Raw genomic sequence first — 12083 nt, 5'->3', positions numbered from 1 at the left:
TATCGGCTGTCGCCTTGGCCATCGCCATTGTGGTTGCATCGACAGTCACGTTAGAGCGCGTCAATACCCGTACCGCCAGCAACGACGCACCTCCCGGAACGGTAGGACTCGCCAGGCCTCACCCGCCACTGGACCGTGCTCCCGGTGAACCGATACAGACGTCAGGAGCGCCGTCCGACGCAAGTCATCGGCAGCGTCCTTGACCGAACACCGGCCGCGCCGGCACCAGGACTCGATGCCTGTGCCTCAGCTTGAACTCTTGCGCGCTGCGCCCTGTTCGAAGTGCGCGACGCCGGCGCCACCGATCTCGACCCAGGCATGTTTCGATTGCTCGAACACCGATCTGACGGGCGCGGGAAAATCCGGATCCGCGATGGCGCCGACGGCAACGCCGATCATGTCAGGCAGATTGTCAGCCTTCCAGCAGACCGTCGAGCCGCAGTCGGCGCAGAAATAGAAGCGGACCTCGCCGCCGCTTGCGGCGGCGCGAGCGTACTGCTTCGGCGCGCCGGAGATCGTGACGTCCTCGACAGGATAGAACGCTCCGACGCCGAACGGCGCTCCGGTTCGCCGCTGACAGTCGATGCAATGACAGGCCGCGACCAGCCTGGTCGGTCCCGGAAGCGAAAGTGAAACAGCACCGCAACTGCATCTGGCATCAATCATCGGACATCCTCCAGCTGCCAGAGCCCGAGGCTCTTGTCGCGCCAGCCGCCACCGCCCTCCTCGCAACGCTCGTTGATCAGTGCGTGCGGCGCCGGCCAGTCGAACGGCGGCTTCTCCATGTTCAGCGCCCGCCAGTCGCCGTCCTCGCAATCGCGATTTGCATCCCATTCCGGAAAGGTGGTGGCCAGCAGGAAGCGCGCGCCGCTCTCTCGAAATCGCGCGAGGGCGCGATCGATATTCGCAAAGCTCAAATGCACCAGACAGTCCCGGCAGAGAATGACATCCGCACGCGGCAGCGCATCGCACGTGATGTCGGCAACGAGAAACCGGCCCGGCGACCCGCCGCCTGCCACACGCCGGCGGTTGGCCTCGATCAGCGACGGCACGACGTCGATGCCGGTGTAATCGACGTCGAGCTTCAGGCGGCCGATCCATCCGGCATCGCCGCAGGGCGCATCGAGCAGCGAGCGCGCGCCGAGCCGTTGCAGCAATGGAGCAAGCGCCTCCCGGATCGCGGCGGTCGCGGGGTCCTCCGAGCCGAGGCCCGACACCGAAGTCGCCGCGCCCCACAGGTTGGTCCGCTCGATCCGCTCGAACCGGGCAGCGAGATCGAGGCCCGCGAAATTCTCGCGGTCGGCGAGGAAACGTTCGTGGGCGAGCACGGGAGGACGATTGGAGATCATCGGACTAGGCTCAAATCAAGTCGCGAGGCCAGTGTATAGGCGATCCGTCGCCTCCGGAATCGCCTGTCTTTTCGCTCAGGCCGGCTTCTGCCACTCCATGACGTGGAAGAAGGGCACGCGGCGATGACGGGCAACCTGCTCGGGACTGCCGCCCGTTGGCTGCGGCTCGACGAATAGGCGCAACTGGAGACCGTGGTCGAGCAACAGCGTCATGTAGGTGCTGAGCGGACGGTGCCAGTTCCGGATCCGGATGCCGTGCCAAGCGGCCCAGATCGGCCGCTCCTGCATATAGTGGTCGATCGCGAAGCGCCACGGGCCTTCGCCATCACGCGTCCAGCCGTCCGGCTGGCCAGCGGTGCTGAAGCTCGTCAGGTTGGCGATCAGTAGCGTGCCGCCCGGGCGCAGCACCGCCACCATCCTGTCGATCGCCGCATCGAGATCGGGCATGTCGATCAGACTGAGATAGCTGACGACCAGGTCAAAGCTCGCATCGAGCTCCATCGTCTCGGCGCGGCCGAGCCGATAGTCGCCATCCGGGTCCAGCTGGCGGGCGCGCGCGAGCAGCGCCTCGGTCGGATCGATGCCGGTGGTACGGATGCCGGCGCGCTGCATGATGCGGCAAAAGCGCCCTTCCCCACAGCCGACATCGAGCGCATTGCGAAAGCCGCGCCCTTCGATGCGCTCTCTCATCGGCGCGTCCAGCACGAAGCGGCGACCATAGTCGCCATCTTGCCCCTGCTCGACAATCCAGGCAGCCGCGGACGCGGCCCAGCCGTCGCTGACGTCCTCGTTCATAGGCAGACCTACAGGAATGGAGGTTGGCCGCGCGCAGCGCGGGCGCAGTTACTGAGCACAGATTGGATCAGAGTTCAACATGAGGTAGCATGCGCATACGATGCGTTCCACCACGCTCAAAGAGAAGGCCAGGATCGCCGCCGGTGCGGTTACGGCCATCGTGATGACGGCCGTGCTGTTTGCAATCGCAATGGGGTTTCTGCTCGCGCTATAAATGGCATCGGCACCGCGGGCATGCGCCGCTGCCCAAGCTCACCCGGCGCACACGGCCCGCCGGAATTTTCGGACTTCACCATTCAGCTAGTCGCCATCGCTTGGCAGCGTTGGGCGGACTTGTAGGCGGCCGCTCCGATAGGGTCTGACCGGAACCAAAGCCCTGCGTCATGGGTTCTCGATCCATGCGGATCAGGGAAGAAAACCGAAACATGTTTCTGCTGGCGACGGTTACGCTGTGCTGTGGCGCCGTCGCCGGCACAGTTGCGCTGTTCGAACCGGCGCCAGCACCTGATCCGGCACAGCAGGTGGCCCAGCGGATGGCGGCCGACGTCAGCGCTCAGACGCCGGTTCGGGTGGTCGGCGCGCCGTTCGAGCCCAACGTCAATCCGCGCCAGCGCTAGCCATCACTGCGGCGATACCTCCTTGCCCTTTTCGGGCCGGCCATGGGCACGCACCAATTCCTCGACGAACGCGATCACCTCCGCCCGCTTGTCGGGCGGCAACGACAGGAATGCGCGGACGAGCCTCAAGCCCTCCGCTTCGTCCATCCGCTTGTCTTCGGCATTCATCTGACCAATGTCGGGCGATCGGGAAAAATATGCAATCCCCTTTACAAACGGACCCTTGATTCGGCGCGGCCGCTTTGTTGGAATGGGGCGCGACTGAGGTGGATCATGAAGTGGATCAGGGAACGCGACGCACTGATCGCGCAGACACTGGCCTTCGTCCAATCGGTGACCGGCAAGAAGGATGACATCCTTCAGCCGGGCGCGCCGTCGGATTCGGCCGCGGCGACCGTCGAGATCGTCGCCGTCGAGGCCGTCACGGTCGAGATCGACCCGCCCCACCCCACTCCGCAGCCTCAGCCCGTCAAGCTCCCGCCGGCGCGGGCAAGCGGCGATTTCCGCAGCGAGATGCAGGCCCGGATTGCCAATTTCCGCAAGCATCAGGAGCGGTTCGAGCGCGAGCGCGAGGAATATTGCGCGGCCACCCTGACCAAATTGCGCGCCGCCATCTGTGACCCCTCCCCCCGTCCACCGGCCGAAAAGTAGGGCCGGCTCTCCAGTCGGGGGCTACAGCCAGGACCACACCAGCCAGAGATTGGCCGCGCAGGCGCCAAACAGCGCCAGCGTCAGGGGCAGGAGCATGTGCCCGCAGGAGGTTTTCAGGTCGCTCGTCATGGCCGAAAACATCCGCTGATTCCGGCCGGAGAGTCCCAGGGATTCTTTTTTTGGGGATTCAGGACTCGTTAGGGACTCAGGGCCCAACTCTCCGATCACGGCGCCGTGATCGGGCCGCCGGCCGGAACCCCTCACCCCGCAAAGTCGTTAACGGGCTTTCCTGGAGTGGGAAGAATGCCCTACGCCCTGTTCTGCAACGAGGCCCAGATCAGCAAGGCCTATCCGAGCGAGTCCGACGTCTGGAAGCTCGCGCAGCGAAGTGGCCTTGTCGTCGACGTGATCGCGGACGACGAGCAGCGGGGACCGCGCCGGGTGCTCGACAACGACTACGAGATTGCGCCCTGCCAGGCAGCCCAGGGTGAGGACCCCGCCAAGAACAAGGCCGAGGCCGACCAGCAGTCGAGGATGGAGCTTGAGCTGAATTATTGAGGTCCGACGCCAAACCGGCGTTTCTCAGGGAGTCGCGGTCGCGAGAGACGCCTGCTCGCCTGCCAGGGCCACGCAGGCCTTCCGGCGATGCAGCCCGCGGATCGCGCCGGTGACCTTCAGCACCTTGCCCGACGGACAGGAGGCGTCCTTGACGAAGGCGACCTCATAGGGCGCCAGCATCAGGGGTTCGGATTTGAGGATTGTCTGTGCAGAGCACGGCAGGCAGGTGAAGCATGAGAGCACCACTGCCGACACAAAGATACGCATGTCCGTCGTCCCACCAGCCCGATAATTCTCATATAACGCGTTGAGGAGCGCGAGTTCCGTAAATCGCAAAAATTATTTTTGCTTTACCCCGGCCCCATGACGCGCGTGAGAAGGCGCGCCCGCACTGCTTGCAAGCAAATGACGCGCCAGATGGTTCACGCAAAGCAAACGGAAGGCCGGCGAACAGATGCTGACAAACGAAAGGCCGGCGGGAGCCGGCCTTTGTCAGATCCTGGTCGTGGGCGGTAGGTCAGTAGCGCGCGGCCGCCGGCCCGCCCCAGCCGAACCGGTAGTTCACACCGACCTTGACGGTATGCTCGTCCTCCCGGCCACGAACGCCGACGATATCGGCCGGGCCGGAGGTGAAGGTTGTGCTGCCAAAGTTGTAATACTGGTACTCGGCCTTGGCCGACCAGCTCGGCGCGAACATGTATTCGAGGCCGGCGCCGACGGTGTAGCCGTCCTTGCTGTTGCCGGTGGTAGTGAAGGTTTGCGGCACCCCCGCGATGTTCACGCCAAGACCGTTATTGCGCCAGGCATAACCGCCCTTGGCGTAGAGCAGCGTTGGTCCCCAGGTGTAGCCAATGCGACCGGTCACCGACCCGAGCTGGTCGGTGTTGGACGTCACCTGCGTGCCCAGCGGGAACGTGACGCCGTTGTTGTTGGTCGGCAGCCAGGAATACTGGGCCTCGATACCTACCACCCAATTGGGCGCGAACTGGTAGTCGAAGCCGCCCTGCACGCCGCCGAGGAAGCGGGCGTCGCTCGACTGGAAGCTGTTGTCGCCGGCGAAGGCGCCGCCGACATGGCCGCCGATGTAGAAACCGGTCCAATTGTAGATCACCTGCGGCGGCGTATAGGCCGGCGCCTTGGTGTAGGTGCGCGGCTGCATGTCGGCAGCAGCGGCCGGCGCGGCCAGCGCCAGCAGCGCGACTGCTCCGAGCAAAAGCCTCTTCATGATCATCCCCGTGCTTTCAAATTCGACCCTCAGCAAACAACGTGGCGTGAATTTGGTTGCTTCGCGACGATGCCGGAACGTTGATCGTTCGTTACTGTGACGGGGTGGCAACAGCGCGATTTTGTTCCGTCACGTCGCCTTGCGCTGGCTGCTCTCGTCGCCTGTGCAGGGCCTGCCGTAAAGGATTTGTCGCGAGACGAAACCGCCCCGTTCAAAGCTCGCCAAAATGTGATCCAGCGGCTCCGGCGCGGACTGTCCTATCACGAGGCGATGAAGGCGGGCTTTGCGCTACCGCGTCATCTTTTCCAGTTCCGGAAAGGGTGCGTAAACCGCACCCGCACAAAGCTCGCTCGTCCGATCGACGACGCGGTCGCTCCGCCCGTTGACGAAAATCACGGCGCGCTCGCGCATGCCCTTATAGCTGCCATCAGTCTCGCGCGGAGTGAAGTGCAGGCAGCTCACATAGAATTGGCGCCCGCCAACCTCGCGCAGCACCGGATCAGCCATGCTGGCGTCGCGCACTCCGACCGGATTGTTCAGATAGCTGCGCATCAAGGCCAGCGTGTCGCCGCGGAAATTGTCGGGAAACGGCTGCGGCCCTCCGGCCTGGGTCCCACCCAACAGCGTTGGACGGTCACCCTCGCTGCCGAAACATGCCGCAAGCGCCAACGGCAACGCCAGGATCACCGCACATCTCGCCAATCGCCCCACAGGCCCCGCTCTCCGCTCGATCAGATTCGGAGATGTTCTAGCGCGAAGCTTCTACGAGCCCAAGCCTGCACGATCCCAAGCCTGCACGATCCCAACCCTGCATGAAGGGAATTCGCCTGCAGCGGCGCAACGACGCACCGGCCCGCCGCCGATACCTCGAGCTTTCGCACAAGGCACGGCGAACGGACCGGACCTGAATTCCGCACGCGGCGGCGGGGCAATGCCAGGGATGCCGCCTCGCGGGATCAGTCGTCAGTTGCGCTTGTCCGATGTCGCCGGCTTGGTCACGTCCGGCTGCGCCTTCAGCGACTCCTTGGCCGTGACCTGCTTGTGGTGATGGCGATGCTTGTGCACGGACTTGTGCTCGGCCGGGGTGACGGCAGCGTTGGCGTTCATCGCCTTCGACTTGGTGTCCACCTTGGCGTCCGCCTTGACGTCGGAAGTCTTCGTGTCGGCCTTGGCGCCCGCATCCGGTTTGACGGCAGTGTTCGCCGCCTTGGTCTGACTCTGATCCGCCTTGATCACCGGCGCGGTCGTGGTGGTCTTGCCGGCCTCAGCGGCGAAGGCCGGGGCTGCGATCACGGAAGCGGCGAGCAAGGCTGCGGAAATGGTCTTCAACATGGTGGTCTCCTCTTGGAAGGATCTTGAGGCGGCGCCCTCTCGTCACCTCTTCGATCGTAGGTTGGAGCCTAGGGGCTGCGCACTGAACCCGATCTGAAGGCCGCTGCAGGCTTCCGTTCATCTCGATGACAAGTTTGTCATCTGCGGCAGTACGAATAGATCGTGCGAAGCGGGAATGTTTTCGCCCCATGGGTGTTCCGGTCTTCGGGCAATCGTGTAGGATCGCCACGTTCCATACCGGAGAACTTAGATGCGCAAACTCTCAATGCTTGTTGTGCCGGGACTTGTCGCCATGACGCTGGCGGCTGCGCCGGTGCTGTCCGGCGCCTATGCCGCGGGCAGCGACGAGCCCTCCTCGCCGCCGAAGTCGGACAGCTCGTCCAAAAAGGGCAAAAAGAAGAGCTCCTCCGTCAGCGATCCCAAATTCCTGGCCGCCTATCGCACCGCTTATACTGCGATCTACGACCGCCACGACTACACGGGCGCGATCGACCAGCTGAAATCGCTCAAGCGCGACGACGTCGCCGATGTCGCAAACCTGATCGGCTACTCCTATCGCAAGCTCGGTGATTACCAGTCGTCGAAGGCCTATTACGAGCTGGCGCTGAAGGACGATCCGAACCACGTCCGCACCTGGCAGTATTACGGCCTCTGGCAGCTCGAGCAGGGCAACCGCGAACAGGCGCAGTATCACCTCAACAAGATCGCCTCGCTCGCCGGCACCGACAGCTCCGAATATCGCTCGCTCGCCGCCGCGCTCGATAAGCCGACCGGTGCGACGCTGGTCTACTGAGCCATCGGTCTACTGAGACCTCGCATCCTTGAATGAATTGAACGGGCACAACCTTGGGGTTGTGCCCGTTCCACTTTCTCGGCTAGCTTCCCGCACCAAATCTTTCCCTCGCAAATTGGTGCGCAATGGACCCGTGGCTGCGATCCGCGATCGACTACATTAGCTCCTGGATCGAATTCCAGCTGAGGACAATCCAACAGCCCGGCGTCATCGTCGCGTTCGCCCATCGCGGCGAGGTCGTCGCCGAGCACGCATTCGGCCTTGCCAATCTCGACACCGGCGAGAAGCTCACGCCCCGCCACCGTTTCCGCATCGCCTCGCACTCGAAGAGCTTCACCTCCGCCGGCATCATGAAGCTGCGCGAGCAGCGCAAGCTCCGGCTCGACGATCCCGTGGGCCAATATGTCGGCGGCCTGCATGCGCGCGTCGCCGAGACGACGATCGCGCAACTGCTCTCGCACAGCGCGGGACTGACGCGCGATGGCGCCGATTCCGGCCAGTTCATCGACACCCGCCCCTATCTCAACGCGAACGAGCTGCTCGCGGAATTGAAGCTGCCGACCGCGGTCGAACCCGGCACGCGCTTCAAATATTCCAATCACGGCTTTGGCCTGCTCGGTCTCGTCATCGAAGCGGTGACGATGGAGGCTTACCCGGTCTGGATCAGGCGCGAGATCATCGAGCCGGCCGGCTTACGTGAGACCGAACCGAATGCCCCCCTTGCCAAAGGCAAGCCATTCGCGTGCGGCCACACGCGAAAAGTGCCGTTCGGCGAGCGCTGCGTGATCCCCGGCAACAATCCCGCGCACGCGATGGCCTCCGCCGCAGGCTTCGTCGCGACTGCCGGCGACACCGCCCGCTTCTTCGCGCAGCTCGCACCCAATGCGAAAAAGAGCGTGCTGTCGGCCGCGAGCCGCCGCGAGATGACGCGCCACCATTGGCGCATCCCGCAGAGCTTCGAGGGCTATTATGGCCTCGGCATCAACGCCGGAAAGACCGACGGCTGGGACTGGTTCGGCCATGGCGGCGGTTTCCAGGGCTACATCTCCCGGACCTGCTCCATTCCTGATTGCGAGCTCGCGATCAGCATCCTCAGCAACTCCATCGACGGCGCCGCGCCGTTCTGGATGGACGGCGCGCTGCAGATCCTGCGCGTGTTCAAGACGCGCGGCGCGCCGGACCGGCGCGTGCGCGACTGGACCGGCCGCTGGTGGACGATCTGGGGAGCCACTGATCTCGTGCCCGCGGGCAACCGCGTGCTCGTCGCCAATCCGCAATTCAATAACCCATTCATGGATGCCGCCGAGATCGAAGTCACTGGCCGCGACACCGGCAAGCTCGCCTGGGCCGCCGGTTACTCCAGCCATGGCGAGCCTGTCCGCCGCGTCCGCGACAAGCGCGGCAAGGTGGGCGACATCTGGATCGCCGGTGCCAACGTCAAGCCGGAAAAAGTCGTCGCCCGCGAGATCGGCCGTCGATATCAGCCGCGCAAGCGCCGGCCTATTCCCTGATCAACGCCTCGACCTCACTCCGCATCGCCTGCCGCGATCCGTCGCGCGAATAGAACATGTGGCCGCCGGGATAGACGACGAATTTCACGCGTTGCGTGACGAAGGCCGGCAACTGGTCGAGCACACGCTTCGATCCGAAATAGGGCGTGGCGAGATCGAACAGGCCGTGTGCGACCAACACGTTCAGCTTCGCGTCGGTGGCGAGAATCTGGCGCAGCTCCGACACCGATTGCGGCGGGTTGAGGCCGCGGCCGAAATCCCAATGCCCCTCGACGCTGCCGTTCAGGACTTCGTAGGACCCGTCCGGCCGCCAGTTGAGCTTGCGTGTCAGCACGTCGACCGCGGCACTCGTGAGCGGCGCCTGCAGTGCATCGCCGGAAGGGTCGCCAAAGCGCGAGCTGCCGGAATCCGGATAGGGATCGAAGCCGCGCACGGAGCCGTCGTAGCGTCCCGTCACCTTGCCGTTCCTGCGATCGAACTCGCGGCGGAATTCACCGACGTCGAACCGGCCTGCGAGCCTGCGGCTCACCGCCTGGTCGATACCGGTGAGCTCGGCGACCTTGTCAGCGAGCCGGTTGGTCGCCTCCTTGTTCGCTTCGCCCTTGACGAGATCGGCCAGGAATTCACCGCGCGCATAGGCCTCGACGTCGGCGAGATCGGCGCGCGTGACCGGTCTCTTGGCCTCGCGCGCGACCGCGACATAGCTCGGCAGTGTCGCGACATATTGCAGCAGGCTCGTGCCGGCGAACTCGCGGAAGTCGAACAGCGGCGAGACCAGGATCAATCCCCTGACGCCGACCCCATGCTGGAGCTGCAACTGACGCACCACCTTCGGTCCGCGAATCCCGCCATAGCTCTCGCCGGCGACGTATTTCGGCGAGGTCAGCCGGTCGTGCTTCTCGAGCCAGCGACGGATCACGAGCGCGATCGAATTGACGTCGCCGTCGACGGAATAGAAGGACTTGCGCGCGTCCTCGCCGCTCGCAACGAAGCGGCTGTAGCCGGTGCTAACAGGGTCGATGAAGACGAGATCGGTGAAGTCGAGCCAGGTCTCCGCGTTGGGCTTCACCTCGGGCGAGGCCGACGGCGACAGCCCTTCGCCGTCGAGCGGCAGCCGCCATGGCCCCGCGACGCCGAACTGCAGCCATGCCGAGGACGCGCCCGGCCCGCCGTTGAACAGGAACGTCACCGGCCGCGTCGCGCGGTCGGCACCGTCGAGCTCGTAGGACGTGTAAGCGATGTCAGCCAGCGGCTCGCCCTTGCCGTCGAACACGCGGATCGAGCCGGCGGTCGCGGCGAAGTTGAGCGTCCGGCCAGGCAGTTCGAGCGTCTGCCTCGTGGTCGAATCCGGCGGCAGACGGTGCAACTCGGCCGCCGACGGCGAAGCCGGCGCAGTGCTTTGCGCGCCACCGCCACGCCCGCCCTTCTGTCCGGCTGGCGACGCCGCCTCGGAGCGGGGCTGCGGCGGATCATCCGCACGCGCCAATCCTGCGAACCCGAAAGCCGAGACCGCCAGCACCAGCATCACGTGGCGGAGCACCGGCAAACTCAAAACCATGATCGTTCTCCGTGCCCGGCTCTGAAAGCCGGTGCCAACGGAAAGACTAGCGCGAAATTACGACGGTTTGGGGGATCATCGGTCCGGCGCCCCTCGAAGAGGCCGACCGGGCTTGAAACGCCCCTGTTTTGTCCTGAACCCGGCGGTCGCCCGTTTGCCTTGAAAGGCGGTCCTCCTCGACAATCGAGGCCCAGGTCGTATAGACGAGCCGGGCGGAACTTACTCGAGCCAGCGGCACCTGCCCGGGAAGCCATGACCAAGACCTCGCGATACGACCGGATCGCCTTCGTCGCCAGCCCGAGCAGCGAGGCGCAGTCCGCCTTCGCCCAGCTCACCCGGGACTATGGCAATTGCGACCCCAGGGAAGCCGATGTCGTCGTCGCGCTCGGCGGCGACGGCTTGATGCTCCAGACTCTGCACCAGAACATGCACACGGGAAAGCCGATCTACGGCATGCACCGCGGCACGGTCGGCTTCCTGATGAACGAATACTCGACGCACGATCTGCGCAGGCGGCTCGAGGCGGCGCACGAATCCGAGATCAATCCGCTCCTGATGCGGGCGACCGACGTCAACGACCGCGTCCACCTGCATCACGCCATCAACGAGGTCGCCCTGTTCCGGCAGACCTATCAGGCGGCACGCTTGAGGATCCTGATCGACGAGCGAGAGCGCATGTCCGAGCTGATCGCTGACGGCATCTTGGTGGCGACGCCGGCGGGATCGACCGCCTACAACCTGTCCGCCCAGGGGCCGATCCTGCCGATCAACGCCGCGATGCTGGCGCTGACGCCGATCAGCGCCTTCCGCCCGCGCCGCTGGCGCGGCGCGCTGCTGCCCAACACAGCCTATGTCGTGATCGAGGTGCTCGAGGGCGACAAGCGCCCCGTCGCGGCGGTCGCCGACCACGACGAGGTGCGCGACGTCCTCCGGGTCGAGGTCCTCTCCGACAAGACCATCTCGATGCGGATGCTGTTCGATCCCGGTCACAGCCTGGAAGAGCGGATTCTGCGCGAACAGTTCGGCTATTGAGCCGCCGGTCAGCCCCGTCCGGAGAGCCGATCGCAACCCTTCATTAACCCCCGCCACGATATGGTTAACGAAGGTTGACCGCTTTGGCCCGGGCGTCATGTTCCGCATCGACTTCAACAAGCTGCGCTTCCTCGTCTGCGACGACAATCCGCATATGCGCCGCATCCTGCGGACGCTGCTGCATTCGTTCGGCGCACGCGAAGTCTACGAGGCCGAGGACGGCGCCACGGCGCTGGAAATGTACAGCCATTACGTGCCCGACATCGTCATCACCGACTGGGCGATGCCGATCTTCGACGGGCTCGAGCTTGCGCAGATGATCCGCCAGCCGGAGTCGAAGGGTAATCCCTACGCGCCGATCATCATGCTGACCGGCCATTCCGAGAAGCGTCGCGTCACGGTCGCGCGCGATGCCGGCGTCACCGAATTCCTGGCCAAGCCGATCTCTGCCAAGGGGCTCTATCAGCGCATCCTCAACGTGGTCGCCAATCCCCGCCCCTTCATCAAGACCAAGACCTATTTCGGCCCGGACCGGCGCCGCAACACCAACTCCGCCTATATGGGCCCGGAACGCCGCGTCGGCGAAAAGCACGAGGTGCTCCAGCAGCCCTCGTTGCTCGACAAGGCCCGCTCCTCCATCTAGCGCACACGAGGCAGGCATC

16 protein-coding genes are annotated in these 12083 nt (G+C 64.7%); 7 read left to right on the top strand and 9 right to left on the bottom strand.

What is annotated here, in order from left to right:
* Positions 1–246: 246 nt before the first annotated feature.
* From ACNJX8_RS16715 to ACNJX8_RS16705, 3 genes are all read right to left on the bottom strand, one after another.
* Positions 247–666, bottom strand: a complete 420-nt coding sequence (locus ACNJX8_RS16715) for a GFA family protein (protein ID WP_128933052.1) — start codon at positions 664–666, stop codon at positions 247–249.
* Complete coding sequence (locus ACNJX8_RS16710) at positions 663–1349, bottom strand: class I SAM-dependent methyltransferase (RefSeq protein WP_439361387.1); 687 nt, start codon at positions 1347–1349, stop codon at positions 663–665. The genes ACNJX8_RS16715 and ACNJX8_RS16710 overlap by 4 nt, the downstream gene beginning before the upstream one ends.
* A gap of 75 nt (positions 1350–1424) precedes the next feature.
* On the bottom strand, positions 1425–2144 hold the full coding sequence (locus ACNJX8_RS16705) for a class I SAM-dependent methyltransferase (protein ID WP_128945651.1): 720 nt from the start codon (positions 2142–2144) through the stop codon (positions 1425–1427).
* Between the two features lie 425 nt (positions 2145–2569).
* Between ACNJX8_RS16705 and ACNJX8_RS16700 the strand changes: the two genes are divergently transcribed.
* The gene (locus ACNJX8_RS16700) at positions 2570–2761 is read left to right on the top strand and encodes a hypothetical protein (RefSeq protein ID WP_206734841.1); all 192 of its coding nucleotides are present in this window, start codon (positions 2570–2572) and stop codon (positions 2759–2761) included.
* A gap of 3 nt (positions 2762–2764) precedes the next feature.
* Here ACNJX8_RS16700 and ACNJX8_RS16695 read toward each other — a convergent pair whose 3' ends face one another.
* Entirely contained in the window at positions 2765–2929 is a 165-nt protein-coding gene (locus ACNJX8_RS16695) for a hypothetical protein (RefSeq protein WP_164934801.1), read from the bottom strand.
* 105 nt (positions 2930–3034) lie between these two features.
* On the opposite strand from ACNJX8_RS16695, the gene ACNJX8_RS16690 reads away from it, so the two are divergent.
* Together ACNJX8_RS16690 and ACNJX8_RS16685 are read left to right on the top strand one after the other, a co-directional pair.
* Positions 3035–3412, top strand: a complete 378-nt coding sequence (locus ACNJX8_RS16690) for a hypothetical protein (protein ID WP_439361386.1) — start codon at positions 3035–3037, stop codon at positions 3410–3412.
* Positions 3413–3715: 303 nt separating this feature from the next.
* Complete coding sequence (locus ACNJX8_RS16685) at positions 3716–3970, top strand: hypothetical protein (RefSeq protein WP_128933048.1); 255 nt, start codon at positions 3716–3718, stop codon at positions 3968–3970.
* A gap of 24 nt (positions 3971–3994) precedes the next feature.
* On the opposite strand, the gene ACNJX8_RS16680 is transcribed toward ACNJX8_RS16685, so the two are convergent.
* From ACNJX8_RS16680 to ACNJX8_RS16665, 4 genes are all read right to left on the bottom strand, one after another.
* Positions 3995–4237, bottom strand: coding sequence for a DUF6719 family protein (locus ACNJX8_RS16680; protein WP_027560017.1), 243 nt, complete (start codon positions 4235–4237; stop codon positions 3995–3997).
* Positions 4238–4487: 250 nt separating this feature from the next.
* Complete coding sequence (locus tag ACNJX8_RS16675) at positions 4488–5195, bottom strand: outer membrane protein (RefSeq protein ID WP_439361385.1); 708 nt, start codon at positions 5193–5195, stop codon at positions 4488–4490.
* A 288-nt stretch (positions 5196–5483) separates the two neighbouring features.
* On the bottom strand, positions 5484–5879 hold the full coding sequence (locus ACNJX8_RS16670; RefSeq protein ID WP_128937331.1) for a hypothetical protein: 396 nt from the start codon (positions 5877–5879) through the stop codon (positions 5484–5486).
* Between the two features lie 279 nt (positions 5880–6158).
* Positions 6159–6527 (bottom strand): His-rich protein BRANT, encoded by a 369-nt coding sequence (locus tag ACNJX8_RS16665; protein ID WP_128933046.1) that lies wholly within the window; start codon positions 6525–6527, stop codon positions 6159–6161.
* A 250-nt stretch (positions 6528–6777) separates the two neighbouring features.
* Here ACNJX8_RS16665 and ACNJX8_RS16660 point away from each other — a divergent pair, with 250 nt between their 5' ends.
* The gene (locus ACNJX8_RS16660; protein WP_128933045.1) at positions 6778–7320 is read left to right on the top strand and encodes a tetratricopeptide repeat protein; all 543 of its coding nucleotides are present in this window, start codon (positions 6778–6780) and stop codon (positions 7318–7320) included.
* A gap of 125 nt (positions 7321–7445) precedes the next feature.
* Entirely contained in the window at positions 7446–8831 is a 1386-nt protein-coding gene (locus ACNJX8_RS16655) for a serine hydrolase domain-containing protein (RefSeq protein WP_439361384.1), read from the top strand.
* On the opposite strand, the gene ACNJX8_RS16650 is transcribed toward ACNJX8_RS16655, so the two are convergent.
* Positions 8821–10389: a S10 family peptidase gene (locus ACNJX8_RS16650; RefSeq protein ID WP_439361383.1), complete on the bottom strand. Its 1569-nt coding sequence runs from the start codon at positions 10387–10389 to the stop codon at positions 8821–8823. The two genes, ACNJX8_RS16655 and ACNJX8_RS16650, sit on opposite strands and share 11 nt — an antisense overlap.
* A 252-nt stretch (positions 10390–10641) precedes the next feature.
* Between ACNJX8_RS16650 and ACNJX8_RS16645 the strand changes: the two genes are divergently transcribed.
* Together ACNJX8_RS16645 and ACNJX8_RS16640 are read left to right on the top strand one after the other, a co-directional pair.
* Positions 10642–11421 (top strand): NAD kinase, encoded by a 780-nt coding sequence (locus ACNJX8_RS16645; RefSeq protein WP_128933043.1) that lies wholly within the window; start codon positions 10642–10644, stop codon positions 11419–11421.
* A 97-nt stretch (positions 11422–11518) separates the two neighbouring features.
* Positions 11519–12064 (top strand): response regulator, encoded by a 546-nt coding sequence (locus tag ACNJX8_RS16640; RefSeq protein ID WP_008549760.1) that lies wholly within the window; start codon positions 11519–11521, stop codon positions 12062–12064.
* Positions 12065–12083 lie beyond the last annotated feature (19 nt).

Origin of the sequence: Bradyrhizobium sp. SPXBL-04, from assembly GCF_051853035.1 — a bacterium.
Taxonomy (GTDB): Bacteria; Pseudomonadota; Alphaproteobacteria; order Rhizobiales; family Xanthobacteraceae; genus Bradyrhizobium; species Bradyrhizobium zhanjiangense.
Note: the sequence above shows the minus strand (reverse complement) of the source record. Positions and strands in the feature narration are given on the sequence as shown.

Bases quoted from the DNA above. Each gene is read 5' to 3' on its own strand.
- ACNJX8_RS16715 (WP_128933052.1), bottom strand. From the start codon at position 666: ATGATTGATGCCAGATGCAGTTGCGGTGCTGTTTCACTTTCGCTTCCG.
- ACNJX8_RS16710 (WP_439361387.1), bottom strand. From the start codon at position 1,349: ATGATCTCCAATCGTCCTCCCGTGCTCGCCCACGAACGTTTCCTCGCC.
- ACNJX8_RS16705 (WP_128945651.1), bottom strand. From the start codon at position 2,144: ATGAACGAGGACGTCAGCGACGGCTGGGCCGCGTCCGCGGCTGCCTGG.
- ACNJX8_RS16700 (WP_206734841.1), top strand. From the start codon at position 2,570: ATGTTTCTGCTGGCGACGGTTACGCTGTGCTGTGGCGCCGTCGCCGGC.
- ACNJX8_RS16695 (WP_164934801.1), bottom strand. From the start codon at position 2,929: ATGAATGCCGAAGACAAGCGGATGGACGAAGCGGAGGGCTTGAGGCTC.
- ACNJX8_RS16690 (WP_439361386.1), top strand. From the start codon at position 3,035: ATGAAGTGGATCAGGGAACGCGACGCACTGATCGCGCAGACACTGGCC.
- ACNJX8_RS16685 (WP_128933048.1), top strand. From the start codon at position 3,716: ATGCCCTACGCCCTGTTCTGCAACGAGGCCCAGATCAGCAAGGCCTAT.
- ACNJX8_RS16680 (WP_027560017.1), bottom strand. From the start codon at position 4,237: ATGCGTATCTTTGTGTCGGCAGTGGTGCTCTCATGCTTCACCTGCCTG.
- ACNJX8_RS16675 (WP_439361385.1), bottom strand. From the start codon at position 5,195: ATGAAGAGGCTTTTGCTCGGAGCAGTCGCGCTGCTGGCGCTGGCCGCG.
- ACNJX8_RS16665 (WP_128933046.1), bottom strand. From the start codon at position 6,527: ATGTTGAAGACCATTTCCGCAGCCTTGCTCGCCGCTTCCGTGATCGCA.
- ACNJX8_RS16660 (WP_128933045.1), top strand. From the start codon at position 6,778: ATGCGCAAACTCTCAATGCTTGTTGTGCCGGGACTTGTCGCCATGACG.
- ACNJX8_RS16655 (WP_439361384.1), top strand. From the start codon at position 7,446: ATGGACCCGTGGCTGCGATCCGCGATCGACTACATTAGCTCCTGGATC.
- ACNJX8_RS16650 (WP_439361383.1), bottom strand. From the start codon at position 10,389: ATGGTTTTGAGTTTGCCGGTGCTCCGCCACGTGATGCTGGTGCTGGCG.
- ACNJX8_RS16645 (WP_128933043.1), top strand. From the start codon at position 10,642: ATGACCAAGACCTCGCGATACGACCGGATCGCCTTCGTCGCCAGCCCG.
- ACNJX8_RS16640 (WP_008549760.1), top strand. From the start codon at position 11,519: ATGTTCCGCATCGACTTCAACAAGCTGCGCTTCCTCGTCTGCGACGAC.